The organism is Synechococcus sp. PCC 6312, from assembly GCF_000316685.1.
GTDB lineage: Bacteria > Cyanobacteriota > Cyanobacteriia > Thermosynechococcales > Thermosynechococcaceae > Pseudocalidococcus.
The window spans coordinates 187,501-212,917 of the sequence record NC_019680.1 but is presented as its reverse complement, the minus strand read 5'-3'; the positions used below and the strand labels follow the sequence as shown (position 1 = coordinate 212,917).

The 25,417-nt window shown below is 48.1% G+C and carries 20 protein-coding genes and 2 rRNA genes (1 of these 22 cut by a window edge); 9 read left to right on the top strand and 13 right to left on the bottom strand.

Annotated elements, in window-relative coordinates:
* The first annotated feature begins 20 nt into the window (after window positions 1–20).
* Window positions 21–737, top strand: a complete 717-nt coding sequence (locus SYN6312_RS00965; protein WP_083853478.1) for a class I SAM-dependent methyltransferase — start codon at window positions 21–23, stop codon at window positions 735–737.
* A gap of 269 nt (window positions 738–1,006) precedes the next feature.
* Window positions 1,007–2,407 (top strand): cytochrome c biogenesis protein, encoded by a 1,401-nt coding sequence (locus SYN6312_RS00960; RefSeq protein ID WP_015122985.1) that lies wholly within the window; start codon window positions 1,007–1,009, stop codon window positions 2,405–2,407.
* Here SYN6312_RS00960 and SYN6312_RS00955 read toward each other — a convergent pair.
* On the bottom strand, window positions 2,338–4,710 hold the full coding sequence (locus SYN6312_RS00955) for a sensor histidine kinase KdpD (protein ID WP_015122984.1): 2,373 nt from the start codon (window positions 4,708–4,710) through the stop codon (window positions 2,338–2,340). The two genes, SYN6312_RS00960 and SYN6312_RS00955, sit on opposite strands and share 70 nt — an antisense overlap.
* A gap of 280 nt (window positions 4,711–4,990) precedes the next feature.
* Here SYN6312_RS00955 and SYN6312_RS00950 point away from each other — a divergent pair, with 280 nt between their 5' ends.
* From SYN6312_RS00950 to SYN6312_RS00935, 4 genes are all read left to right on the top strand, one after another.
* A complete protein-coding gene (locus SYN6312_RS00950) occupies window positions 4,991–6,367 on the top strand; it encodes a TIGR03279 family radical SAM protein (RefSeq protein ID WP_015122983.1) in 1,377 nt (458 codons plus the stop codon).
* A gap of 30 nt (window positions 6,368–6,397) precedes the next feature.
* On the top strand, window positions 6,398–7,306 hold the full coding sequence (locus tag SYN6312_RS00945; RefSeq protein WP_015122982.1) for a class II fructose-bisphosphate aldolase: 909 nt from the start codon (window positions 6,398–6,400) through the stop codon (window positions 7,304–7,306).
* Between the two features lie 34 nt (window positions 7,307–7,340).
* Window positions 7,341–8,513: a DNA double-strand break repair nuclease NurA gene (locus tag SYN6312_RS00940; RefSeq protein ID WP_015122981.1), complete on the top strand. Its 1,173-nt coding sequence runs from the start codon at window positions 7,341–7,343 to the stop codon at window positions 8,511–8,513.
* A 151-nt stretch (window positions 8,514–8,664) separates the two neighbouring features.
* Window positions 8,665–9,354: a hypothetical protein gene (locus SYN6312_RS00935; protein WP_015122980.1), complete on the top strand. Its 690-nt coding sequence runs from the start codon at window positions 8,665–8,667 to the stop codon at window positions 9,352–9,354.
* Window positions 9,355–9,570: 216 nt separating this feature from the next.
* Here the strand turns inward: SYN6312_RS00935 and psbA are convergent, their stop codons facing one another.
* Window positions 9,571–10,653: a photosystem II q(b) protein gene (psbA, locus tag SYN6312_RS00930; RefSeq protein ID WP_015122979.1), complete on the bottom strand. Its 1,083-nt coding sequence runs from the start codon at window positions 10,651–10,653 to the stop codon at window positions 9,571–9,573.
* A 213-nt stretch (window positions 10,654–10,866) separates the two neighbouring features.
* On the bottom strand, window positions 10,867–11,217 hold the full coding sequence (locus SYN6312_RS00925; protein ID WP_015122978.1) for a histidine triad nucleotide-binding protein: 351 nt from the start codon (window positions 11,215–11,217) through the stop codon (window positions 10,867–10,869).
* 133 nt (window positions 11,218–11,350) lie between these two features.
* On the opposite strand from SYN6312_RS00925, the gene SYN6312_RS00920 reads away from it, so the two are divergent.
* Together SYN6312_RS00920 and SYN6312_RS20255 are read left to right on the top strand one after the other, a co-directional pair.
* Window positions 11,351–12,100: a DUF561 domain-containing protein gene (locus SYN6312_RS00920; RefSeq protein ID WP_015122977.1), complete on the top strand. Its 750-nt coding sequence runs from the start codon at window positions 11,351–11,353 to the stop codon at window positions 12,098–12,100.
* 652 nt (window positions 12,101–12,752) lie between these two features.
* Window positions 12,753–13,502, top strand: a complete 750-nt coding sequence (locus SYN6312_RS20255) for a hypothetical protein (RefSeq protein WP_015122976.1) — start codon at window positions 12,753–12,755, stop codon at window positions 13,500–13,502.
* Window positions 13,503–13,585: 83 nt separating this feature from the next.
* Here SYN6312_RS20255 and SYN6312_RS00905 read toward each other — a convergent pair whose 3' ends face one another.
* On the bottom strand, window positions 13,586–15,217 hold the full coding sequence (locus SYN6312_RS00905) for a glycosyltransferase family 39 protein (RefSeq protein WP_015122975.1): 1,632 nt from the start codon (window positions 15,215–15,217) through the stop codon (window positions 13,586–13,588).
* Between the two features lie 116 nt (window positions 15,218–15,333).
* Between SYN6312_RS00905 and SYN6312_RS00900 the strand changes: the two genes are divergently transcribed.
* Window positions 15,334–16,191 (top strand): tRNA (5-methylaminomethyl-2-thiouridine)(34)-methyltransferase MnmD, encoded by an 858-nt coding sequence (locus SYN6312_RS00900; protein WP_015122974.1) that lies wholly within the window; start codon window positions 15,334–15,336, stop codon window positions 16,189–16,191.
* Between the two features lie 4 nt (window positions 16,192–16,195).
* On the opposite strand, the gene SYN6312_RS00895 is transcribed toward SYN6312_RS00900, so the two are convergent.
* From SYN6312_RS00895 to SYN6312_RS00855, 9 genes are all read right to left on the bottom strand, one after another.
* Window positions 16,196–16,399 (bottom strand): hypothetical protein, encoded by a 204-nt coding sequence (locus SYN6312_RS00895; protein WP_051020948.1) that lies wholly within the window; start codon window positions 16,397–16,399, stop codon window positions 16,196–16,198.
* A gap of 34 nt (window positions 16,400–16,433) precedes the next feature.
* Entirely contained in the window at window positions 16,434–17,498 is a 1,065-nt protein-coding gene (locus SYN6312_RS00890; protein WP_015122973.1) for an extracellular solute-binding protein, read from the bottom strand.
* Window positions 17,498–19,087, bottom strand: coding sequence for a glucose-6-phosphate isomerase (locus SYN6312_RS00885; RefSeq protein ID WP_015122972.1), 1,590 nt, complete (start codon window positions 19,085–19,087; stop codon window positions 17,498–17,500). The genes SYN6312_RS00890 and SYN6312_RS00885 overlap by 1 nt, the downstream gene beginning before the upstream one ends.
* Before the next feature lie 128 nt (window positions 19,088–19,215).
* Entirely contained in the window at window positions 19,216–20,532 is a 1,317-nt protein-coding gene (gene rimO, locus SYN6312_RS00880) for a 30S ribosomal protein S12 methylthiotransferase RimO (RefSeq protein ID WP_015122971.1), read from the bottom strand.
* A 248-nt stretch (window positions 20,533–20,780) separates the two neighbouring features.
* Window positions 20,781–21,530: a M15 family metallopeptidase gene (locus tag SYN6312_RS00875; RefSeq protein ID WP_015122970.1), complete on the bottom strand. Its 750-nt coding sequence runs from the start codon at window positions 21,528–21,530 to the stop codon at window positions 20,781–20,783.
* A 604-nt stretch (window positions 21,531–22,134) separates the two neighbouring features.
* Window positions 22,135–22,356 (bottom strand): membrane protein insertion efficiency factor YidD, encoded by a 222-nt coding sequence (gene yidD / locus SYN6312_RS18625; RefSeq protein WP_015122968.1) that lies wholly within the window; start codon window positions 22,354–22,356, stop codon window positions 22,135–22,137.
* Window positions 22,357–22,517: 161 nt separating this feature from the next.
* A complete protein-coding gene (locus tag SYN6312_RS00865; RefSeq protein ID WP_015122967.1) occupies window positions 22,518–23,321 on the bottom strand; it encodes a carbohydrate ABC transporter permease in 804 nt (267 codons plus the stop codon).
* A 113-nt stretch (window positions 23,322–23,434) separates the two neighbouring features.
* Window positions 23,435–23,551, bottom strand: a 5S ribosomal RNA gene (gene rrf / locus SYN6312_RS00860).
* 98 nt (window positions 23,552–23,649) lie between these two features.
* A 23S ribosomal RNA gene (locus tag SYN6312_RS00855) occupies window positions 23,650–25,417 on the bottom strand; it runs 1,113 nt beyond the window's last position.

Genomic DNA, 25,417 nt, shown 5'->3' with positions numbered 1-25,417 from the left:
TGAAATTAAATTTGGATAAAATGATGATAGATAAAAGTGTTGAACAGTTAATGTCAACGGAACATTTACCCGAAAACTTCCAGGCCATGGATGGGTATTTTGGCGATTTCTTTGGTTTAATGCGTTCGACTTTATCAGCCGGGGGATCGGAATTGGGCCTGGGCATGACTTTATTTTCCTTAGCAGTCAGTATCAAAGCAAATCGGATTGTGGAAATCGGCCGGTTTAAGGGATTTTCTACTCTATGTTTAGCAAGTGCCTTAAAGTTCTTGGATATTGGTTGGCAAGAACCGCAGCAACATAAACAACGACCGGACATTAACTATCCTGAATTAGAAAAACCTCAGGCTCGGAAATTATATTCAATTGATCCATTTCCGACAACAGAAGCAACAGAATTAATTACTAAAGCCAATCTTTCAAGTTATGTAGAATTTATCAATACCCGCTCTGATCAAGTCACCATTGATGAAACTGTAGATTTAATTTTTATTGATGGTGACCACAGTTACGAGGGGTGTAAAGAAGATGTTTATAACTATGTGCCTTGGATATTAAGACCCGGTGGCTATTTCATTCTCCATGATTACTATGGTTGGTATGATGCCCAAGGAAATAATAATTCGCCGATAAAAAAAGTTACGGATGAAATTATTGCTGAGGGAACTTATGAACATATTTTGATGGATACCGGGTATATGTCCTTTACAATTTTTAGGAACCCGACTGAGTCCTAAGTCATTAAAAAATCTCATAGATATTTATTTCAAGTACCCTATGGGACGAAGACAAAGTGAGACTAAATCTGCAAAATCACGATGGAATAAGATTTGAAAAAACGCTTAACCCTCAACCGCTCAATGACCACCCTTAGTCTCTTCATAGCAGAGGATGTCATGGCAGATTTAGAGTAAAGTTCACCATTACGGGGATTTTCCCATTCCCTGGCAGATATTTCCTCCTCCCATCGTGAACAACATCCGAACTAGGCCGGATAATTGAGACTATGGATGCACAAAATCAATCAATCAATCACTTCAACCTCGGCCAAACCTGGCTGATCAAACACTGGCAAAAAGATATATTGCCGATCCTGGCCGATTTGCGCTTAGCGATTGTCTTGCTCCTAGTCATTGCTGTGCTGAGTATTGCCGGAACCGTGATCGAGCAGGGCCAATCCGCCGAATTTTATTTTGCCAACTATCCAGAAAGTCCAGCCTTGTTTGGGTTTTTAACGGGCACACGCCTCTTATTCCTCGGCCTGGATCATGTCTATCAAACCTGGTGGTATTTAGCCCTGCTTGTTTTATTTGGTGCCAGTTTAATTGCCTGTACCTTTACTCGCCAATTTCCAGCCCTCACGGCCGCCAGACGATGGAAGTATTATGATCAACCCCGCCAATTTCAAAAACTAGCCTTAAGTACGGAAATTCCTGGCGCAAAATTAGGGGAGTTAGGGGACATTCTGACCAGCAAGGGCTATAAAATCTTCCAGGCCGATGAGGGACAGGGACACATTTACGCCCGCAAAGGCCTGGCCGGACGAATTGGGCCGATTATTGTCCATGCCAGTATGATTCTGATCTTACTGGGGGGAATTGTGGGTTCCTTAACCGGATTTATGGCCCAAGAACTGATCCTCAGTGGCAACACCTTCAATATTTCCCACCTCATCCAGGCCGGGCCCTTTTCCCATGCCCCCCAAGATTGGTCAGTCCGGGTCAACCGCTTCTGGATTGACTACGATGCCGCCGGGGAAATTGATCAGTTTTATTCCGACTTATCCGTCTTAGATCACCAGGGTGCAGAAGTCAAACGGGAGACAATTCATGTCAACCAGCCCCTGAAATATCACGGTGTCAGCCTTTACCAGGCCGATTGGTCAATTGGCGGCGTGCGGTTTCGGATTAACAAAAGCCCCGTCTTACAACTTCCCATGGCTCAACTGGATACTGGGGGCAAAGGGCGGCTTTGGGGCACTTGGATTCCCACGAAAACAGATTTAAGTGCCGGAATTTCCTTGATTGCCCGAGATTTGCAAGGGACACTGCTGGTTTATGACACCGATGGTAAATTCCTGACCAGCTTACGAACCGGGGTGAGTCAAGAGATTAATGGCGTGACCCTGACTATTGATGACATTCTGGGTAGTACGGGCTTACAAATTAAAGCGGATCCGGGGATTCCCCTGTTTTATTTGGGGTTTGCCCTCTTGATGGCAGGGGTGATCATGAGTTATGTCTCCCATTCCCAAATCTGGGGCCTGGTACAAGGGGAAACTCTTTACTTGGGGGGGCGCACCAATCGGGCCCAAATTACCTTTGAGCAAGAACTTTGTCAGATTGTCGAATGTCTCCAGGCCCGCTCAATCACCTGCCCCAGCAACGCCACATCTAAACAGGGATAAACCGCCACACCAGGAAGTTGGTAGGCCTGGCGGGTAATTTGCTCCTCCAGGGTGACTAAGGGCAAACGGGATAACAAGGGGTAGTCCGGCAAGGTTGTCAGTTCGTTCAGGCCGGTGGGGAGGGGCAAGTCCCAAAGTAAGATATCTGGCTGCCAAATTTCGGCTAAAAGTTGCCCTTGCTCCAGATCAGCCGCCTCTAAAAATCGGTGTAATTGGGGGGTAAAGGCATGGGTGGCTCCTAGGCGCAAAACCGTTAAGACCGTTGTTAGTGCTGAGGTCATCACGGGTGAGGATTTAACAGGGGGGAGCGGAGGGGAACTGCTCGGAAATTTTACCGTCGCCAGTTGGTTAATCAAAGCGGCTAATCCCGACAAATCTTCTGGTTCAGTGAGGAGATACACGCCGGGATGGGGTTCTGGAACGCTCCCTTGACTCCAAGAAATTAAGGGGATTTTGGCAGTTTCCGGCATAGCTGTTAAAAGATTCCGCAGGCTGGCCAAGAAAAGATGTTGCCCACCGGACTGATAGAGTTGGGGTTCCAAAACAATGGCCTGGGGTCGGAGTTGGCGACTTTTATCCAGAAGTTCTAAATCTTGCCGAGCAATGGCCGTTGCATAACCCAGGCCCGCCCAATAATCTGAGAGTTGTCGCAGCCAGGCCGGGTCATGGCCATACAGCAAAATCAACTGCCCCTGATGCTCCAAATTGACCGGAAACAAAAGGCGAAACTCCAGGCCAGCCCCAGCAGCCCCAGCCGTGGCCCAAAAAGAGAGTTCCCCCCCGTGAAGGCGAATGAATTGCCGGGCCAAAATGACCCCCAAGCCAACCTCCGCCACCCATGCCCCCGCCTCAGGCATTGCATCGAGTAAGTGACATTGTTCCGCAATTGGAATCCCCCGCCCGGTTTGCCAAAACTGCAACTCTTGCCAGCCCGGCCATTGTTTGACCCGGCAGCCCCAATCCTCACCCTGTGGACTGTCTAAATTCCCTTGCCCCAGACCAGCCAACACCATCAAGAGATAGCCACAACTCTGCCGCAGTCGTAACCGATCCCCAGAAATATGGGTCAAGCCAGGGGGTATTTCTATGTGAAAGTGCTCAAAACGTTGGCCAAGTTCCACAGCTGTTAAGCCACCGCCAAAACTGGGTAACTGTTGAATGAGCCATTCCTGGGCCTGGTGAACAAGGAGCCGTAAAGCCAGGGGTTCCCAGGTTAAGTCCACATTCCCTTGGGCCGCCTCCGTTAACTCTAACCACTGATTCAGCAAAAAACTCAGTTGACGACTGGCCCGCTCCATCAAAGCCAGGCAATCCTGTTGGCGCAACTCCCAATGCTCGGGGTCAGATTGCAGCAGCAGTTGGGTCAGGCTGAGGAGGCTAGTGACTGGGTTTTTTAATTCGTGATTGAGGGCGGCTAAAAACTTTTGTTGATATTGATAACGTTGCCGCAGGGCGGTCAGGTTTGCGTTTAGCTCCTCCGTCCAGGGTTCTAAGTGGGGAATTTCCAGGCCTAAGACGAGCCAAAGGGTGACAGAGGCGGCGGCGATCTCGAGGCTATTCACCAACGACTGCCCCAGGCCCGTTAGACATAAAGCGGGCAATAATTCCGGCTGAGTTTTTAAGATTTGAGTCGAGGCTAATATCCCATGATGACTACTGAGGGGCAAGGGATAGAACTGCCAGCGGCTCCCGCGACTAGTCTTGAAATTAGCCCCAGGCCGGGTAGCCTCCGCATCTAAACTCAGGGCTATTCCCCCTTGGCCCAATTGGGTTTGCCAGGCCGAGTTTTGCCAAATGGCTTCCCCTTCCCCCGTCTGAATTAAGACCGGCCAAGCCAACGCTTCCCAGGCCCGCAACAACTCTGGGGGAATTTCTGGAGCTTCACTGGTCTGAGGAGTCCAGTCTGGGGAAAGACAATAGTGAATTAAGGCCCCCAAATCCAATAGGCCTAAGTACTGGCCATTCAAGCCCACCAGGGCCACAAAGTCTGACGGAATTGGAGCTTGAGTCCCGAACCATTCTTGAACTAATAAATCCGCCCGGACGGTGATCATCGGCAACGCCCAGGCCCGGAACGGTTCACACCCTAGGGTTTCGGACTTCAGTTGCGGATCTGCTTGCACCTGCGCGGCAATCGCCCAACCATTCAGCACGGCCTGGGGACAGCCTAGGTGATCCAGTAGCACCACCGCCCCCTCCCTTGTCTGCTCGGCTGACCAATGCCCTAACCAATCCCTCACCCCCATGGATTCTGTATAGGTCGGGACAAGCTTTAGAAATGCACCCAGGGTTATTCTAGTCATGGGAGCAAACAGCTACTACTAAACAAAAACGTGAATTTGATCAATGCTGACGATAGTATCTTTTCCTATTATGCGCTGAAGAACTAAGCCATACTGCACAAACCTAAGAGATTTAGACTATTTCAAACTATATTGAGTCCTAATGATTGATCTTCAGCATTAAGATCCAAGGTAAACATCTCTATTATCGCGATGCCGTCTCAGCCCCACCCAGGTTCTTGCCCCCTGAAAACAGCCCAAAATATCGCCCCTAGGAACCAGCAAAGCAGTCCAACCACCCATGAGTCACGCCACCATTCAACCTGCCCTAATCAGTGCTGTTCTCCCGGATTCCATTGCCGCTGAGGTTGGCTTTGAGCCTGGGGATGCCTTAGTGGCCATAAATGGCGAACGGCCGCGAGATTTGATTGATTATCGGTTTTTATGTGCCGATGAAGTTCTGGAGCTAGAAGTTTTGGATCAGCGAGGAAAAACCCACCATGTCGAAATTGAAAAAGACTATGACGCTGACCTGGGCCTGGAGTTCACCACGGCTTTATTTGATGGCCTGATCCAGTGCAATAATCGCTGTCCTTTTTGTTTTATTGATCAACAACCCCCCGGCAAACGGGCCAGTCTCTACGCTAAAGATGATGACTATCGCCTCAGTTTTTTATATGGCAGTTATTTAACCCTGACCAACTTAATCCAGGCCGAGTGGGAGAGAATTGCCCGGTTACGCCTTTCACCGTTATATGTTTCCGTTCATGCCACCGAGCCAGAAGTCAGAATTCGCCTTCTCAAAAACCCACGGGCTGGAAAAATCCTCGAGCATCTGGCCTGGTTTCAGGAGCAGGGGTTACAAATTCATGCCCAAGTGGTGGTTTGCCCAGGCCTAAATGATGGCGACCATTTAACGCAAACCTTGCAGGATTTAGCTCAGTTCCATCAACTCCCTTGGCCGGCTGTGGCTTCAATTGCGGTGGTTCCCCTCGGCTTAACTCGATTTCGCCCGGAGGAGGATGAACTGATTCCCGTGACCCCAGCCAAAGCCCAAGAAGTGATTAGTCAAGTGCAAGCATTACAGGCCCAGTTTCAGAAAAAAGTCGGCAGCCCCCTGGCCTGGTTAGCGGATGAGTGGTTTTTAATTGCTGGCCAAGATTTACCCCCCGCGAGTCACTATGAAGACTATCCGCAATTGAGTAATGGAGTGGGTTCAATCCGCTTATTTCTGGATGAATTTGCCGAGTTAGCCTCAACCTTACCCACACAATTAGAAACACCCCGCCACTTGACTTGGGTGGTCGGGAATACGGTGGAAAAAGCGTTTATGCCCATCTATCATCGTTTGAATCAAATTGCCGGTTTAACCTTAAATATGGTTGCCCTGAAAAGTGACTATTGGGGCCAGGCCATGACCGTAACCGGCTTATTAACCGGACAGGACTTAGAAAAAGGTTTAGAATCTCTAGATTTAGGCGATGCGGTTTTAATTCCCAGTGTGATGCTTAAAGCTGACCAGCCAGTGTTTTTAGACGATATGCCTTTAGAGGAGTTGGAACAGGCCTTAGGAGTGCCGATGCAAGTGATTACCGGGGGTATCAACGGACTCATCCAGGCCTGTACAGCTCCAACCCTGATTGAGAAGCCAGCTTATTTCCGGCAACCCAGACGTTAAAATTGGATATTCTCACCTGGCACTAGTCCTATGCTTGCTTCGACTCAGGAGTTACTCGAAACTGCCCGGATTAATAGCTATGCCATTGGCGCCTTTAATGTTTACAACTTGGAAGGGGTCAAAGCAGTTGTTAATGCCGCCCAGGATACCGCTAGTCCAGCCATGCTGCAAATCCATCCCAGTGCTTTACGCTATGGTAGTTCCAGTTTAATTGCCCTCTGTTTAGAAGCTGCCCGCAGTGCTACTGTCCCAATTTCTGTCCATCTCGACCACAGTACCCAGGCCAAAGACATCCAAGCAGCCCTCAAGGCGGGTTTAACCTCAATCATGGCGGACGGCTCACACCTCTCCTACGCTGAAAATCTCAAATTTACCAGGGAGATGACCCAGTTAGCCCATCAATACGGGGCTGTCGTTGAAGCAGAAATTGGCCGAATTAGCGGTACAGAGGATGGCTTAACGATTGCCGAAAAAGAAGCCAAAATGACGGATCCCGACCAAGCCGTAGAGTTTGTCCAGGCCACAGGGGTTGATGCGCTGGCGGTGACGATTGGGAATGTGCATGGAGAATATAAAAGCCCGCCCCGTTTAGATTTTGAGCGTCTCCTCAAGATCCGCCAACGTCTGAGTATTCCCTTGGTATTACATGGGGCATCGGGCTTACCGGCTGAGATGATTGAGCGTTCGATCCAACTGGGGGTTTGCAAGTTCAATGTGAATACAGAAGTTCGCCAGGCCTATATGAGTTCTCTCCAGCAAGAAATTTGTGACGATACAGGCAAAGATCTGTTAGAAGTAGCTGGAGCAGCCATTTCCGCTATGAAATCCGTCATTGAAGATAAACTCGTCCTTTTTGGTTCCGCCAACACCGCCCATCTCCACGACACCCCCTACGCTCACCTCTTAGCCAGCCAACCCAAACTATCCAAACTGTTATGAGTTACTGCTTATCCCTGCCCTGATCTAAAATCCTATGCCCTTAAACTTGCTCCAACTGCGTCATGCCCTGAGTCAAAACCGGGCCGATTTTCATCATTTTGATCACGGATTCACCGAAACCTACCAGGCCTATGAACGGGCATTTCAGGAGATTTCTCACCTCAGCCATGCCGAATTGATCCTCCGCCTCCCACCAGAGCAATGGATTGGGGCCCGGCCATTAGAAAAAGTCACTCCGGCCTGGGCTGTAGATTTTCCCTATCAATGGCAGCATCGAGATCAAAGCCGGGCCTGGGCCAAAACCTGTTTGCAAGGGATGACGACCGTAGCGGTGGATGGCTCTCAGCTATTACCCTCTGAAGACATTTCCATCCCCGTTGGCCTAGTCCAAGTGGCCTGGTTTGCCAATCCTCATCTAGCCGGCCTGGAGTATGAGAAAAACACGAAACTGGAAATTCTCACACCTCTAAAATTACAATCCGACCCGCACCATCGGCCCCCGGATCGCTTAGTCAATTTGCGCCGCTTTCAGATGGAAACTGAGCAATTAATTAAAGACATGAAAAATCACGCCCAGGCCCGAGATCGGTTGCTTTTTTTTGATGGTTCCTTAATTGCCACCTTTGCTGAAACCTTTGATCCAACCAGTCGCCAAGATTATGTCCAGGCCTTGATTAACTTAATTACCGCTAGCGAAACCTATCAAGTGCCGCTGATTGCCTATATTGATCACTCCCGAGCCCGCGATTTATGTAGTTTATTGACCTACCTGGCTGATTTACCGGCCACAGATACCGTGTTTGATAGTCATTTGTTATCTGGCCTGGCCTGGGGTCAGCGAACTCCGGTCTTTCAGGCTCAACGGGTAGGGAGTGATGGCCGGCCCGGTATCCTAAGTGATTATGGTGATGTTGCGGAAAAAGTTGCCTTTTGTTACCTCAAAGCCCATAGTGGACAACCTGTTCGTCTAGAATTCCCTAGCTGGCTGGTTGAGTCTGGGCAAATCGAAACAATTATGGATTGGGTACGAGCCGAAATTATTGCCGGACAAGGGTATCCCTACGCCATTGAAACCGCCGATCAAGCCGCCGTGATTCAAGCCACCGATCGCCAAGCCTTTTTGAAAATCTTCCAGGCCTGGGCCACAGAACAAAACCTGAATCTCCGCTTTGCCCGTAAATATGTCAGTAAAGCCCAACGCCGTTAATATCCTTGTTGTACGATTTAGCCCTTGGTGAAGGGAGTTACTGCAAATTTATCTGTTAGTATCCAGCATTAGTTCCCTAGAGGTTCTGTAAGGTGATTTCTAAAGGTTGTCAGTAGGGGATTTAGCATCAAGGTAGTAGTTCAAATAAGCAATGCTTACACTGAAGGGAAAAGGAGATAAGTGGTTTCCAAAGCCAGTAGCGGATTTGGAAAATTATCTCAAACAATTCATGGTTCCAATACCGAGCTATGAAGAGAAAAAATGCAGGGGACTGCAAAAGAATGTTGCTTACTCACTTCAACATCTTGAATTTATTCATCGTTGTGGTGAAGACTTAAATCTTACTTCCGTGCTTTGGACTCAAAATGCGAAGACGTTCATCATAGTAGCCTGTTCAATTATGGAAGCTCTGTTTTTTTATCTGCTGCGATTACGAGGTAAAGCTGCAACCATTTCATGGAAGTCTTATCGTAAATTACCAGGAAAAGAGTTTAAAGATAGTGATGAGAAGAAGAGAAAAATTGACATGGAAATCTTTGAGAAAATCGAGCCAAGCGTATATGAAGCAATGACTTTTGATGCAATGTGCAAGAGGGTTGAGTCACAAAAGCTGATTGGATTGGGAAATGATGAGTTCTTTAAAAACCTCCCATACCTTCGTCAGCTTAGAAATCGTGTTCATGTTCACATTGTTGAAGATGATACAGATACAGACTATCGAAAGATTAACTTGAAGGATTACAACTTAGCAAGAAAGGTTCTTTTTACTCTACTAACTTCGGAGCTTTTTCCTGAAGTAAGGGAAGATTTATTTGATTATCTGAGGGTTGATGAGACTTAAGAAATGACTAATGATGGCTTGTGGTAAATGTTCAACAAAGTAGCAATCGCAGTACAACAATTCTGATGCAACAGATAACAAAACTGCGCCCGATAGGTAACACAGGCTTGAGAACTGCAAATCTTGGGTCAAAAGCTTGATGAATTGCAAGGAAAAGCCGCCCCCCATGATGGAAAGCGGCTTTACTTTTTAGGTTGACTTAGAGAGAGTCAGAGATTAACCGTTGATGCTAGGAGCAACTAAGGCAACGGGGGCAGACTCAGCCGAAGCCAAGTCTAGGGGGAAGTTGTGAGCATTCCGCTCGTGCATGACTTCCATACCCAAGTTTGCCCGGTTGATGATATCAGCCCAAGTGTTGATGACATTACCTTTGGCATCGACAACAGAGTGGTTGAAGTTGAAGCCATTGAGGTTAAAAGCCATGGTGCTGATACCCAAAGCAGTGAACCAGATACCAATCACAGGCCAGGCAGCCAAGAAGAAGTGCAAAGCACGGCTGTTGTTGAAGCTGGCGTATTGGAAAATCAAGCGACCGAAGTAACCGTGAGCAGCAACGATGTTGTAAGTTTCTTCTTCTTGACCGAATTTGTAACCATAGTTCTGAGATTCAGTTTCAGTGGTTTCCCGAATTAAGGAAGAGGTAACCAAGGAACCGTGCATGGCAGAGAACAAGCTACCACCAAAGACACCAGCCACACCGAGTTGGTGGAAGGGGTGCATCAAGATGTTGTGCTCAGCTTGGAACACGATCATGAAGTTGAAAGTACCAGAGATACCGAGGGGCATACCGTCAGAGAAAGAACCTTGACCAATCGGGTAAATCAAGAAGACAGCGGTCGCAGCGGCTACAGGGGCAGAGTAAGCGACGCAAATCCAGGGACGCATACCTAAGCGGTAGGACAATTCCCATTCACGACCCATGTAGCAGAAGACACCGATCAAGAAGTGGAAAATCACCAACTGGTAAGGACCACCGTTGTAAAGCCATTCATCTAAGGAAGCAGCTTCCCAAATTGGGTAGAAGTGCAAACCGATAGCGTTGGAAGAAGGAATAACAGCACCGGTGATGATGTTGTTACCAAACATCAAAGAACCAGCCACAGGCTCACGAATCCCGTCAATGTCAACGGGAGGAGCAGCAATGAAGGCAATTACGAAACAGGCAGTGGCAGCCAAGAGTGTGGGGATCATCAAGACGCCGAACCAGCCGATATAAATCCGGTTGTCGGTGCTGGTGACCCAAGAGCAGAACTGCTCCCAAAAATTTGCACTCTGGCGACGTTGTAATACGGTCGTCATTGTTATAAGTCCTATTCAAGAGAATGAATAAAATGTTAAGTCCTAAAAAACCTTACAGCTCTGAAGATGAGAACCTGAGAGGTGTTTGGTGGACTATGTATTTATATTAAGCAAGTCCTCAGGTTTTGTAAAGGTCTTTTAAGAATTTGTTTAGATTTGTTTGAGAGTGGGGATTTCCGTAAAGGACTTGTGACGGTTTGGAGATTCCCTTGATCAGCCCGGTGGCCAGTGCAGGGGACGACCACCCAAGAGGTGTAAATGCAGGTGATTGACGGTTTGCCCCCCATCGTTGCCGGTGTTGATCACGACTCGGTAGCCATTCTCCAGGCCCACCTGCTCGGCTACTCGCTTAACAATCATTAACAAATGTCCCAAAACTCGATGATCCTCAGGAACAGCATCGGACAGGCTGGGAAGTGGCTTTTTGGGGACAATCAAGAGGTGGATTGGGGCCTGGGGATTAATATCCTTAATGGCAATAGCCAGGTCGTCCTCATAAATGATCTCAGCCGGGATTTGGCGGTTAATAATTTTGGTAAACAAGGTCTCGATTGGCGGTGTCATCGGTTAATTTGCCTCCAGGCCTGGGGTTTGGACTCAAAAATTCTGTTAATAATTTCTACTGAGTTAGGCGATGTATCAATAGTTACGCTACTATTTTTCTTGCTGCAATTCTCTGAATTCAAAGGGCCTGATCATGATTCATCCTCGCTTACGCTCAGCTTTGACCCACCGGAACGCCCTGAAAGTGATCAGTGGTTTACAAAACTTTAACTATGAGAATGTGGCAGCAGTCGTCCAGGCAGCAGATCAGGGAGGAGCGACCTTTGTCGATATTGCCGCAGATCCCGGCCTGGTCAAACTTGCTAAAACCCTGACTGACTTGCCCATTTGTGTCTCGGCGGTTGATCCTAAATTACTAGTTCAAGCGGTCAAAGCGGGTGCGGATCTGGTAGAAATCGGGAACTATGACAGTTTTTATGCAGCGGGTCGGACATTTAGCTGTGAAGAAGTCTTAGAACTGACTCGGCAAACCCGTGCCTTACTCCCAGACATTACCCTTTCTGTTACCGTGCCCCACACCTTACCCTTGGATCAACAGGTGGAATTAGCCGTTGCCTTGGTTCAGGCCGGGGCTGACATTATCCAAACTGAGGGCGGAACTAGCAGTCAACCCACCCATCCCGGTGCCTTAGGGTTAATCGAAAAAGCCGCCCCAACCCTAGCCGCTGCCTTTGAAATTTCCCAGGCCGTGGATATTCCTGTCCTCTGTGCCTCTGGGTTATCGAGTGTAACCTTACCCATGGCCATTGCCGCTGGGGCGAGTGGGGTTGGAGTCGGCAGTGCGATTCATCAACTCAATAGCCCAATTGCCATGATTGCCGCGGTGCGTTCCCTCGTAGAAGCCTTAGCCGTCAGTCCCAGCCCAGTTAACCAGATTGGTTAAGCTCCAAAACGAGTATGTAATGCTATCGGTGAGGCGTGGCTAAACTCCTGTACCCCTTCACGATCAAAAGTTCTGACTGGCCTGCTCCAAGGTCTTATCAGACTTGCCTGGGGCGAGAGTGTGACAGCTTTCCTGCCCCTTGCTACTTTTTTGCGCGCAAGATCTGCAACTATTACATCCAAGTCATAATTGAAGGATTTTGATACCCTTCACGGATTTGGTGAATCTCTGCAACTATTTCAACTGTTCACAGGTTCTAATCTCCCACTAATTCATTAGGGGAACAAAGGATTAGGTAAGAATCATAAAACTGGAATTAACTGAATATTTGCCTAAAGAAAAAGCTGACTTCCGACCTTAAACAAGATAGATCATGTAGGAATTTTATCCAGAGAGATTAGACCTCAAAAGATACTGGTATTAAACCATCCATAGCGTTTAATAGAGATATCAAGATGCTTATGTCTAAGTGCCAATTTAGGCCCAGGTTCTCATCAGGTTGTAGAGAATCATGATGGTTATGTCACAGCATTCAAAAAGCGTGATTAGTAAACTTACTGTTGGCGTTGCTACACTAACTGTTTTGGCTGGATCAGTATTCTTGACACAATCTAAATTGTATGGATTACTATCACTTTGGAGTCAATTTCCCATGCTTAAATCTCACTGGTTACCTGTGGTTTTGTTAACTGGCCTGTCTGGGGGCCTGGGAATCATCAGTTCAGCCTATGCCCAATCTACCCTGACTCAAGAATCTGGCTCATCAACCGTTGATGTTAATCAAGTTGGAGTTGGTAGCTCTATTTTGCAACGGGGCCAAAACTTGGCTCGCCAGGCCGCTGAACGGGCTAATGGAGGCTTAACCAAATATCGGGCAGAGGCCACTATGTATGGATGGGCCAATCAATCACCGTTTGTAAACAACTCAGACGGTAGCGTTACGTTCTCATTTGTTGGCGGCCATCCAACTGCTCCACCCAGCGTCCAATCTGTTGTTACTGTCAGTCAAGATGCTCAAGTTGTAACCGTCAATTACAACGGCCCCATCCGCGACTCAGACCTCAACAACCGCTATACCCCATCGGCATTGCTGACCACTAATAATAGTGGAGATGAAAACCGTCAAATCCATCGGGCCATGAACTTAGCCAGACAAGCTGGTATTAAAGCCAATGGTGGCCTTAGTCGGTATCGGCCTCAGCTATCGATGTTTAATATGGATTTATCCAGGTATGTGGTCAATGAGAATGGTACGGTCACGTTTAGTTTTTTGGGTGGCCGGCCGAACAGTAACAACCCTACGGTTGAGAGTGTTGTCACCGTAGCGTTGGATGCTTCTCAAATCACAGTTGACTATAACGGCCCCATCCGTAACCCAGGCATGAATATTCATGCCAATTAAGCCATTCAAAAAAACTATTCTCATAACCAAAGTCGAGACTCATTCCCGTCAACTTTCCCTGAATTTGTGCATTGGCCATAGGTTTAGTTGTGTCTGTGGAGTTGCCAAAGCTGCAGAAACTTATCTTGGAAAATGAGTGTTCCGGCAAGATTTTGTGTTTCTTCCAAGCCAGTGAGCAGTTCCGGGGTGGGATTGAGGAAAAAAATTGGCTCCTGTCCATCGGGGATAATGGGCAATTCTGGGGGTTGGTTGCTATCCCAAGCATCAATTAAAACAAACTGGGCCTGGGGGGTAATGCCGTGGGCTAGAGCCAGCATGGTGCCAGTGTTGATGTTCCCCGATAAGCCAATCACTAGGGGTTGGGGATGTTGATTAACCTGGCGATAAATTTGCGGGAAAGAGTAGTTGAGCAGTTTAATCCAACTGGTTTCGGTGGCCGTAATCGCTACTCCTGAGACCAGGCCCAGGCCAATTACCAAACCAGTCATTGTCCAACCCAAGATACGCTGAGATGGCTGAATGCGACTCACGTGCCAAGCGAGAAAATAGGCAACAGTTATTTCAATCACTAAAATTGTCGGGATTAGATACCGTCCAGAGGTCGAACGCTGCCCCCCCCAGAACAAATCCGGTAAAAACAAGGGTAAAAACGTTGCTCCAGCGAGGATCAATAAAAAGAGCCAAATACACGGAGGAGTTGTCCGCCAGAGCGTGTAAATGCTCGCCACCAGGAGGATTAACAGGACTACAAATAGGAGGCCAATAATTCCCGTAGATAAATCAAAACTGTCATCAGTCCAAACAAAGACTCGCACTAGATTTAAGCCCATCGCTTGCCAGAGATTGGCCTGGGAAATGGGTAAGGCCGTCCAAGTTGCCCCTGTCACATTCCAGGTCGTGACTAAAATATAAAGCCAAGGAGCAAACAAGCCAAAACTGATTAAAGTGCTTACACCCCAGGCCTGGAGCTTTTGACGATTCATCAGTAATAGATAAAATCCATGCCCAACACTGACAAATCCCGTTAAAGGAAAGGTATAAAGCCCTAAGGTTAGGCAACTCCCATAGGCCAGCCAATTTCCCCAGCCTCGGCCCCTCAACCCTCGCCAGAACAGAGCATTAATCACAATAGTCAATAAAATCCAGAGGGCATACTCCCGCGCTTCTTGGGCATAGAGAATATGAAAGGGGGATAAAGCCAAAATTAAGACCGCAAACCCGCCAACTAACTTTGCGTCAACCTGAAGTTGGGGATAGCTCGAGACAGCCCATCGAGTCGGCCTAAAGAGTTCTTGACACCACCCATACATAGCCGGCAAGCTCAGGCAACTGATGATCACGGAAAGACTCCGAATAGCTGGAATTGAGGCCCCAAATGTCTTGACCCACAGCCAAGCGAGTAAATAATAAACTGGGGGATGTTGAGCATCATCAATGGCTAAGGCCCGAACCGTCTCCCAAATGCTTCGGACTGAGTTTGGCCATTGGTAATCCATCACCTGAGCAACGCTAACAACTTCCCCTCGAAATAGATGTTGATTTAACTCTTGCCCGGTAAAGCCTGATAGTCGTAATGCGGTATAAGCTTCATCATGCCAATAGACTTGTCCTAGATTAGCCCAGCGAAAGGCAATCCCTAGCCCAATTAAAATTAGCCCCACCCCCACCAGGCCCGGTGACCAAATCTCTACTACGGTACGGGAACGTAAGGGCATGGATGAAATCCTAAACTAGGCCAGTCCGCAGTTTGAACCACACTTAGATCCTCAGCTTGGGGTTAACCAGAATATTTGCATCATGATAATAACCGGACTCAGACGATAACTGCTCAATGGATATCCTAACGCCCCAACTCACGGCTGATGGTTCACTGACCTTTTTCTCCAGTACCTTTCAAGAGGCCTTTCATAGCCACCATGGGGCCAAGCAAGAAGCGGAGTCTAAGTTTGTGATGCCTTGTCGGGTTGGGGCCTGGGCAAAGACTGGACGCGTGCGGCTTTTAGATATTTGCTTTGGCCTGGGTTATAACAGCGCGGCGGCTCTGACGGAAATTTGGCGGGTGAATCCTGATTGCCAGGTGGAGTTACAGGGCTTGGAATTAAACTGGGATGTTCCCCAACAGGCTATAGCTCAGGGTGGTTTGGGTCATTGGTCAACCGAGATTCAACAGATCATCGGTGGCCTGGTCACTCATCTGGACTATCAAGGGAATAACCTCCAGGCCAGGCTATTGATTGGGGATGCCCGTCAAACCCTCCAACAGTTGATCACCGATCATTGGCAAGCGGATGTGATTTTTCTAGACCCGTTCTCCCCGCCCCATTGTCCCCAACTCTGGACCGTGGAATTTCTCCAACGGGTCAGCCAAGTCCTCGCCCCCAGCGGATATTTAGCCACCTATTCTGCCGCCGCTGCCGTTCGGACTGCTTTGCACCTGGCCGGATTAAGGGTCGGTTCAACACCCCCAGTTGGCCGCAAATCTCCGGGAACCCTTGCCCGCTGGCTCAATGCAGATATTCCAATCCTCACCCCTGCCGAACAGGCCCACCTGCAAACTAAAGCGGCTATTCCTTATCGTGACCCAGGCCTGGATGCAACTGCCACCGACATTATCCACACCCGCCAACAAGAACAACGCCAAAGCAGCCTCATCTCCACCAGTCAATGGCGACGTGAGTGGCAGATTTAGTTTTCTAGCTCACAGTAGGCAACTCGGCCAAACCTGTTAATTGAGCGTCAACCGTAGCTAGTTGAAGTCCATAGTAAAGAGCAGTGGCTACAATAAAGCGATCAGTCGGGTCTTGATGGGGCAGTCCAATTTGGCGATTTTCAAGAGTTTCGGAGTCCAGCATAAACTTGAGGGATTGTTGATAGTTACAGCCTAGCTCATCAGCCATCGTCTCAGGTCAAGAGTGACGTAAATAATTTCTGTTATCCCGACAACATGACTTCGCTCCAGAGTTGATCGTACTGGGCCTGGCTACTGGGGCTGAGGGGCAAGATTAGCTCGCTGGTTTGAAAGGTGGGCTGATTGGGCAGGAGGACTGTTTTTGCGGGGCCATTGGCCTGGAAATCGGTGAGAAAGGGGGAAATCGCTAGACTAAATTGGGAGAATAAATTGGCAATCTCGGCCTGGCTCCAAAACTCTAACCAACCCCCATCCGTTGTATCAGTCGTTTGTGTAGATTTAACCCAACAGTCTGCCCAAAGAGCCGTGCCCGATTTTGGCACAATGGCTTTAATGTTGCTGTAGCGGTTAAGAATCGGTAAAATATCCGTTGACCAGGCCTGGGCTATCCAAGTATCTCCCATAATCAAAGATTGCAAATAGTCTGTAGAAGCAAAGAATCTTGTTTGTTGCCGCAATTCTTCAAGGGCTGGTTTTAACCCAGAAACCTGATTAATATCCGCTGTATTGTAGCTCTGTCCCAGTTTTTTCAAGACCAGGCCAATGACTTCGCGGGGTTGATTAAGCAAGCTAAGTTTCTGGGTCAGTTCCGGTTTCCAGAGGTCTTCCCAATCTTGAGGCCACCAGCCAGTCGGTTGAATCAAATCTGCGCGATAGGCCATGACGGTTGTTCCCCAGCGGTAAGGCAAACCCCAAATTTTACCCTGCGGATCCGGCTCACCTCTTTCGTTCCGTTGTACCAGTTGTTGCCAGCGGGGTTCAAGATTAGCCCAATGGGGTAAAGTTCTTAAAGGCTCGATGGTTTTAGTTTCAATCGCCAGCTTCAGCCAAGCATCCCCTAAGCTCAACCATTGGGTTGTCGGTGTATCTGCCTCTAGCTGGTTAAAAATATCCTGGGGAGTCGTTTTAATTTGTAAGCGCAAGGCCTGGGCCGGAAATTCTTGGCGAAAGCGATTGATCAGTTGAGGGGGAAGAGTATTTCGCAGAGCAGTGACAGTGAGGGCAGTCGGATCATACCGATTACAACCAGCTAGTCCAGCCCCTAAGCCCAACGCTGCCAGGCCCCGTAACAGAGATCGCCGCTGCATTACCCCTGCCATGAATAGAGTAGTTCTCCGGGTTTCGTGGGTGATCCCTGAATTTTAACCCCCCGCTGATTGGCCGCCAAATGTCGCAAGAGTAAATAGATGGTCTCGGCCTGGGCTTCGGCTCCGGCAATCATGGCAAGTTCTGTCAGTTTCAGGGGACGAGCTTCCTGTTGGAGAGTTTTGACCAGTTGTTTTTGGAGGGACAAGTTAATCGCGGCGGCCTTTTTCCCAGCTTCTACCCCCGGCTGATGGTAGGCATTGACATTGATCAAAAAGCCATAGAGTCCAACGGCCCGTTCATACAAGGCAATTAAGGCCCCCACTGTTTTGGCTGAAGCATCGGGAACTGTAATCGTTAAGGAAGGGCGGCCTTTCTCAAACAGGGCCTGGCGTGTTCCCAACAGCAAACCACAAAGATAGTCCCCTGAGGTAATTCCCGGTTCCACATCCACAGAATTCCCAGGCCGGTCGGCTAAAACTTCAATAAAGGTGACAAAAAAGTTATTGAGTCCATCCCGGAGTTGTTGGACATAGGCGTGTTGATCGGTGGTGCCTTTGTTGCCATAAACCGCAATCCCTTGATTGACTGTATTTCCGGCCAGGTCTTTCTCTTTCCCCAAAGACTCCATCACCAGTTGTTGTAAATAGCGGCTAAACAGTTGCAGGCTATCTTTATAGGGCAACACCACCATGTCTTTTTCACCCCGCCCTTGACCAATCACATACCAACTCAGGGCTAATAGGGCCGCCGGATTAGTTTTGATCTCTGCTACACGGGTGGCTACATCCATGATTTTAGCTCCGGCCAGCAGTTCTAAAATTGGAATCCCCTGTAATGCTGCTGGCAACAAACCCACTGGAGATAGTTCCGAAGTCCGTCCCCCCACCCAGTCAAACATCGGGAAAATAGCTAACCAACCATTGGACTCGGCCTGTTGGGACAGTAAGCTCCCCGCCATTGTAATTGCTACCGCATGATCGGCAAACACCAGGCCCCGTTTCCGAAACGCCTCCTGAACTTCCACCATGCCATTACGGGTTTCCGGTGTTCCCCCAGATTTAGAAATTACCAGCACTAGACTACTGACGAAACGATTCTCCACATAACTCAGGGTGCGGTCAATTCCAGCGGGATCCGTGTTGTCAATGAAGTGAATCTTTAGGGGGGGCTGATCAGGGGCCAAGGCCTGGGAAACAAACTGCGGGCCAAGGGCAGATCCACCAATACCAATGGAGATGACATCCGTGAACTTTCCGCCTTGGGGTGGGGCAATCTGGCCAGAGTGAATTTGCCCGACAAAGGTTTGGATCTGCTGAATACTGTCGGTAATTTCTTTGGTTAATTCTGGGCTGGGGGCTAAAGTCGCATCCCGTAACCAGTAATGGCCGACCATCCGCCCTTCATCAGGATTAGCAATGGCTCCAGCTTCCAAGGCGTTCATATCGGCAAAGGCCTGGGCAAATTTGGGTTCTAGCAGCGTTAAATCCTGAGTGGTCACCCCCGTCCGGCTAATATCGAGGTAGATCTCTAAATCCGGGTTGTAGTATAACCAATCTTGATACTGCTGCCAGAGGGCCAGGGTGTCCATAGGGGTTTAGTTCTCCACGTCCAGGCCTAAGATACCGCTAGTTTGGTGATTCTGGCGGAATATTTTACCCCTCTTTAGAATTGCTTTTAGTCTTATGGCTATGACCCAGTTGGGGGCAGATACTGAGATCAAGGAGTCACAACAGTTCCAAACAAATCATAGGTATCAGCCGCCGTAATTTCCACGGGGACAATCGTTCCTAAGCGGGCAGATCCTTTCACATAGACCACCCCATCCACATCCGCCGCAAACCGTGTCGACCGGCCAATTAACTCCCCAGTATCAGGATTTTCTTGCTCAATTAAGACATCTGTAATCGTGCCAAGTTGGGCCTGGTTGCGAGCATAGGATATCGGCTGCTGCAAGACCATCAACTCATGGCGGCGTTGTTCCATCACTTCCGGTAAAACCTGCTTAGGCATATCAAAAGCAGCAGTGCCTTCTTCCGCTGAAAAGGTAAACACCCCCACATGATCAAACTCATGGCGTTGGACAAACTCACAAAGATGGTCAAAATGAGCTTCTGTTTCGCCAGGAAAGCCAACAATAAAGGTTGTCCGCATCGTTGCCTGGGGTAAAGCAGCTTTCAAATGTTCAATCACCCGATCATTAACATTGGCTTGCCAGGGACGGTTCATGGCGCGTAAAATTTCAGGATGGGAATGTTGGAGGGGTAAATCTAGGTAAGGCAAAATGTTGGGGGTTTCCCGCATCGCCTCCAAAACATTAGGGGTTAAACCCGTTGGATAGGCATAGTGCATCCGAATCCAAGGAATATCCACTTGTCCCAAGGCGCGTAATAGCTCTGCCAGGTGAGGTTTACCATAGAGGTCTTGGCCATAGTTAGTCGTAATTTGGGAAACCAAGCTAATTTCCTGAACTCCCTGATTCGCTAACTGCTCCGCTTCCGCAACAATAGATTCAATCGGTCGGGAACGTTGATCACCCCGCAGATGGGGAATGATGCAAAAAGCACAGCGATAATCACAACCCTCGGCAATCCGGAGATAGGCAATCGGTTCCGGCGTAGTTCGATAGCGGGGAATTGTTTCATCTGCAATATAGGTAGGGTGGGGAGTGATCTGTTTGACCCGTTCCCCGGCCTCTGCTTTTACTATCACTTCGACAATATGCTGATAATCCCCCGTACCGACTACGGCAACCGCTTCCGGAATTTCATCGAGCAATTGTTCCTGAAAATGCTGGGCCATACAGCCGGTAATAACAATTTTTTTATCCGCTTCGGCTAACTCAACCAAAGTTCGCACTGACTCTTCCCGAGCTGATTGGATAAAGCTACAGGTGTTAACAATGACATAGTCGGCCTGAGACTCATCGTTATCAATCCCATATCCGGCCTGGGCTAGTAGTCCCAACATATGCTCCGTATCCACACGATTTTTATCGCAGCCAAGATGGGAGATAGCAATCGTCGGTTTTGGCATAAGTAGCAGGAGGAACTTGGAGATTTGAAACGAACACGCACACTTAAGAGGTGTATATCCCCATACTACGCTGATTTTTTTGAGAACGCCAATCAGACAATAATCAATGGCTATTCAGCTAGTCGGGTGACAAGCTATATCAACAATTTGATAAAGTCTCAGTCAGCAAAAGTCAGGGGAAGTTCCTAACCATCATGCCTAAGATTTCTATTGTTCTAGGATTGTGTATATAACCTAATCAATATTCATCATAATTTTTGTGAAGTAATTAAGTCAGCACGACCATAATGAGCCACCATAGATTGGCCAGTTTGTTGTTCAATTTGCCAGGCCCAGAGTTGATCCCCCAAGGAAAAATGCCACCACTCTTGAGGATGTCGCTGAAACCCAGCTTGGCTCATGGCTTGATCTAAAATCTCACGATGCTGATGAACTTTCAGATAATCATCTTTTTGATTGGTAAGATCGAGTCGCTGGGCCTGGTGATAAAAATACTCTGGAAATGATCGGTCGGAAATCTCATCAATAGGCGAACCCATATCAATTAACTTTTTATCTGAATCAACCAAGGTTAAATCAATTGCCGCTCCGGTGCTGTGGGGTGGAGGCGTTTTGGGATCATGACTCGGAACTGCCCAAAAAGTATAAACTTCAGCCCAAATTGCCGCTAATATTGAAGGCGATAGCATTGTCTCCGTCAATCCCCGACCCCTAAGTAATTCCTGAAAAGTATAATTAACCATATAGTCCTGTACCGCAACCGGACGATAGGCATCAAAGATTGCTAACTTCCAGGTGGGTTGAATGCTTTGTAAATTTTGCTGGGCCTGGTACAACGCGTTTAAGACACCTTGGCGTAGATAAAAAGGAGAGACCGTATCATAGGGCGCGCCAATAGCAAGATAGGGATGGGGTTCTAAGCAGAAAAATATTGATTGATCAATTGGAACTAATGATTCATGACAGTCTTGTATTGAGAGGAGTTGATAAGGTTTCATGAGTTAGCTCACTAAAGCAATAATTAACTAAGTTATTAAGTAATGATGTGATATAAGAAAATTGTTTTACCATCAATACTCCATAAGTAAAAGAGTCCATGCTTACAATGTTAGGAAACTTCTGTTCGTTGATAATGATCATCAGAAAACAACCATTTTATCTTCTCGTACGGACGTACCACCTAGGCCAGTTTATTGACCAATACTCCACTAATTTTTTCAATACTTCCCTTTTGCTCTAGAGGCATGAGTCTGAGTCTACTCGCTAACTCAATAATTCCCTCGTTCGTTTGAGACTCTAGTAACCATAGTTCATCCCCGTCATTGAAATTGCTTTGTCGAAAATACCGTTTAATGCGAATGCTAACAGGAATTGATCCACAGGTAAGACTCTCCAACGGTGCCACGGCAATAGAACCAAAATTTCTATCAGTACTGTCGTAGGTTTGTGGTCTCATCTCCCATTCCATACTCAGCCAGAACAAGATATATGGAGCCAATATGAGGGCGAAAAGTCCGCTCAAAGCATAAGGTAGGATCTTAAACAGCCTTTTCATGGGCAAGAGACAGCTGATTAATCAACCAAGTCGTACTTTCTTATTACTTAATGCCTATGTTCTGGAACAGGATCATATCCACTCCCCCCCCAAGGGTGACAGCGTGAAATTCGTCTAACAGCTAACCATATCCCACGCAACAGCCCAAACCGTTCAATTGCTTCAATAGCATAGTGCGAGCAAGTGGGTTGATACCGACAGCTAGGTAAAAATACTGCCGAAAATGTGGCCTGGTAAACACGGATTAGCCCAATAAGTATTGTTTTCATAAGCAAATTTCACGAGACTTAGAGCTTAATTAACCAGCCATCCACATTTCGGACAAGGTACTGCTTGGTTCAGGCATCAAACCCAATTCATGGCTAACCATGTCCCTCTATAGCTTATCGCCCAGTTAAAATAAGTTACAGGCTAAAGAAGGAAGGTTAAGCTAATTCTTCACCCCAGTAGTAGCGATTCCACGGATAAACTGCTTTTGTCCAGCAATAAACACCAACGCCACGGGAATAGTTGAAATGACTATCGCCGCCATCATTAACGGCCAATCATTAGTAAATTGCTCTTGAAAATTAGCCAAGGCCAACTGCACCGTAATTAACTCTGGTTTTGTTGTAAACACCAGCGGCTTAAACAGATCATTCCACTCACCAATAAAAGTAAACAAAAATAATGTCACTAAAGCAGGACGAGACAAGGGAAGTAAAATCTGCCATAAAATCTCCCAGCGACTCGCCCCATCCAAAGCGGCTGCTTCCTCTAACGAGACTGGAATGGTTAAGAAAAACTGCCGCATTAGAAAAATACCAAACCCATTGGCAGCCGTTGGCAAAATTAAAGCTCCAAAAGTATTAATAAGATGTCCCCAACGCAAGATCATAAAAATGGGGATAACCAGTAACTGGAAGGGAATCACCAAGCTTGCCAGGACTAACAACAAGACTAAGTTCTGGCCTGGAAACGCGATTCTCGCTAACGCATACCCCGCCAAAGCGGAAGTTAAAATCTGTAACCCTGTCACGACCAGAGCCACTACAGTTGAATTCCCAAAAGCCCGAATAAAATATCCATTCTGCCAGGCCTGGAGATAACTATCCCAACTCCATCCTCCCGGTGGCCAAAGCTGAAATGACGTAACCGGGCCTGGGGGCCAACCCGAAGTCAACACCACAACCAACAACGGTAACAAGAACAGAGCCGCTGCTAACCACAATAGTCCTTGCCTCCCACTCATCATGAAGAGCCAACCTCTCCTAAATTTATTCCCATTCAAACAGCATCAATAGAACTTATACCTTTAAACCAAAATCCCCCAGTTTCAATTAAGAAAAAGGGAGATTGGAAATATTATCTTGGCACTGAACTATTTTTGCAGGCAGCTACCCACCAACTATCTTCGTCGCAGTAACGTTTCACAACTGAGTTCGAGATGGATCAGCGTGGTTCCATTACGCCATGAGCACCAAGAAGGTTAAAAACTTAGAAACTCAAGTTAAACTTGACTAGAAAATTAGATTAAAAACTTGAAACTACAAGGTTAATTTAGTCAATCAGACACCAAATATGAGGTCAAGCCCTCGGTCTATTAGTACTCCTTGACTTCATCCATTGCTGGACTTCGATCTAGAGCCTATTAACGGGTGTTCTTCCCGTGACCTTACTGGCTTATGCCATGGGAGCACTCATCTTGAGGTGGGCTTCCCACTTAGATGCTTTCAGCGGTTATCCACTCCGCACATGGCTACCCTGCGTTTGCCGTTGGCACGACAACAGGTACACCAGCGGTGCGTTCCCCCCGGTCCTCTCGTACTAAGGGGGACTCCTCTCAATGCTCCTACGCCTACACCGGATATGGACCGAACTGTCTCACGACGTTCTGAACCCAGCTCACGTACCGCTTTAATGGGCGAACAGCCCAACCCTTGGCACGTACTTCCGCACCAGGTTGCGATGAGCCGACATCGAGGTGCCAAACCTCCCCGTCGATGTGAACTCTTGGGGGAGATCAGCCTGTTATCCCTAGAGTAACTTTTATCCGTTGAGCGACGGCCTTTCCACGCAGTACCGTCGGATCACTAAAGCCTACTTTCGTACCTGCTCGACTTGTAGGTCTTGCAGTCAAGCTCCCTTATGCTTTTGCACTCTACGGCTGATTTCCGACCAGCCTGAGGGAACCTTTGCGCGCCTCCGTTATTTTTTAGGAGGCGACCGCCCCAGTCAAACTGCCCACCTGAAACTGTTCCCTCGCCGGATAACGGCAGAGAGTTAGAATTCTAGCCTTGCCAGAGTGGTATCTCACCGATGGCTCCAGTTCTCCCACAAGAAAACTATCAACGCCTCCCACCTATGCTGCGCAAGCAAAGCCCGAACCCAATTCCAAGCTACAGTAAAGCTTCATAGGGTCTTTCTGTCCGGGTGTAGGTAGTCCGCATCTTCACAGACACTTCTATTTCGCCGAGCCTCTCTCCGAGACAGCGTCCAGATCGTTACGCCTTTCGTGCGGGTCAGAACTTACCTGACAAGGAATTTCGCTACCTTAGGACCGTTATAGTTACGGCCGCCGTTCACCGGGGCTTCAGTCGCTAGCTTCACTTTCGCTGACCAGCTTCCTTAACCTTCCGGCACTGGGCAGGCGTCAGCCCCCATACATCGTCTTACGACTTAGCGGAGACCTGTGTTTTTGGTAAACAGTCGCCTGGACCTCTTCACTGCGACCACCTCGCGGTGGCACCCCTTATCCCGAAGTTACGGGGCAATTTTGCCGAGTTCCTTAGAGAGAGTTATCTCGCGCCCCTTGGTATTCTCTACCCCCCCACCTGTGTCGGTTTCGGGTACGGGTGAAATTGGTTTAACGTGTTTAGAGCTTTTCTAGGAAGTATGACATCAGCCACTTCGGAACCGTAGTTCCTCGTATTCCTGTCTTAGCTCAGCACGTTTTCACCGCACCTCAAAGCCTCGAACAGTTAAACCGGCACAACCAATCGCCGGCTGACTTAGCCTTCTCCGTCCCTCTGCACAAACCAATACCAGTACTGGAATATTAACCAGTTGTCCATCGACTACGCCTTTCGGCCTCGCCTTAGGTCCCGACTAACCCTCCGCGGACGAGCCTTCCGGAGGAACCCTTGGGGTTTCGGGGCATTGGATTCTCACCAATGTTTGCGCTACTCAAGCCGACATTCTCACTTCTGCCTTGTCCACATCTGCTCACGCTAATGCTTCAAACTAATGCAGAACGCTCCCCTACCGATATATCGGTAGATATATCCCACAGCTTCGGTACACTACTTAGTCCCGTTCATTTTCGGCGCAGGAACACTTGACCAGTGAGCT

Excerpts from the sequence above, each read along its gene's own strand:
- psbA (WP_015122979.1), bottom strand. The coding sequence starts at position 10,653 with ATGACGACCGTATTACAACGTCGCCAGAGTGCAAATTTTTGGGAGCAG.
- SYN6312_RS00895 (WP_051020948.1), bottom strand. The coding sequence starts at position 16,399 with ATGGCTGATGAGCTAGGCTGTAACTATCAACAATCCCTCAAGTTTATG.
- SYN6312_RS00875 (WP_015122970.1), bottom strand. The coding sequence starts at position 21,530 with ATGAAACCTTATCAACTCCTCTCAATACAAGACTGTCATGAATCATTA.
- SYN6312_RS00950 (WP_015122983.1), top strand. The coding sequence starts at position 4,991 with ATGAGTCACGCCACCATTCAACCTGCCCTAATCAGTGCTGTTCTCCCG.
- rimO (WP_015122971.1), bottom strand. The coding sequence starts at position 20,532 with ATGCCAAAACCGACGATTGCTATCTCCCATCTTGGCTGCGATAAAAAT.
- SYN6312_RS20255 (WP_015122976.1), top strand. The coding sequence starts at position 12,753 with ATGCTTAAATCTCACTGGTTACCTGTGGTTTTGTTAACTGGCCTGTCT.
- SYN6312_RS00945 (WP_015122982.1), top strand. The coding sequence starts at position 6,398 with ATGCTTGCTTCGACTCAGGAGTTACTCGAAACTGCCCGGATTAATAGC.
- SYN6312_RS00965 (WP_083853478.1), top strand. The coding sequence starts at position 21 with ATGATGATAGATAAAAGTGTTGAACAGTTAATGTCAACGGAACATTTA.
- SYN6312_RS00920 (WP_015122977.1), top strand. The coding sequence starts at position 11,351 with ATGATTCATCCTCGCTTACGCTCAGCTTTGACCCACCGGAACGCCCTG.
- SYN6312_RS00885 (WP_015122972.1), bottom strand. The coding sequence starts at position 19,087 with ATGGACACCCTGGCCCTCTGGCAGCAGTATCAAGATTGGTTATACTAC.
- SYN6312_RS00900 (WP_015122974.1), top strand. The coding sequence starts at position 15,334 with ATGGATATCCTAACGCCCCAACTCACGGCTGATGGTTCACTGACCTTT.
- SYN6312_RS00890 (WP_015122973.1), bottom strand. The coding sequence starts at position 17,498 with ATGCAGCGGCGATCTCTGTTACGGGGCCTGGCAGCGTTGGGCTTAGGG.
- SYN6312_RS00925 (WP_015122978.1), bottom strand. The coding sequence starts at position 11,217 with ATGACACCGCCAATCGAGACCTTGTTTACCAAAATTATTAACCGCCAA.
- yidD (WP_015122968.1), bottom strand. The coding sequence starts at position 22,356 with ATGAAAACAATACTTATTGGGCTAATCCGTGTTTACCAGGCCACATTT.
- SYN6312_RS00865 (WP_015122967.1), bottom strand. The coding sequence starts at position 23,321 with ATGATGAGTGGGAGGCAAGGACTATTGTGGTTAGCAGCGGCTCTGTTC.
- SYN6312_RS00935 (WP_015122980.1), top strand. The coding sequence starts at position 8,665 with ATGCTTACACTGAAGGGAAAAGGAGATAAGTGGTTTCCAAAGCCAGTA.
- SYN6312_RS00955 (WP_015122984.1), bottom strand. The coding sequence starts at position 4,710 with ATGACTAGAATAACCCTGGGTGCATTTCTAAAGCTTGTCCCGACCTAT.
- SYN6312_RS00960 (WP_015122985.1), top strand. The coding sequence starts at position 1,007 with ATGGATGCACAAAATCAATCAATCAATCACTTCAACCTCGGCCAAACC.
- SYN6312_RS00940 (WP_015122981.1), top strand. The coding sequence starts at position 7,341 with ATGCCCTTAAACTTGCTCCAACTGCGTCATGCCCTGAGTCAAAACCGG.
- SYN6312_RS00905 (WP_015122975.1), bottom strand. The coding sequence starts at position 15,217 with ATGCCCTTACGTTCCCGTACCGTAGTAGAGATTTGGTCACCGGGCCTG.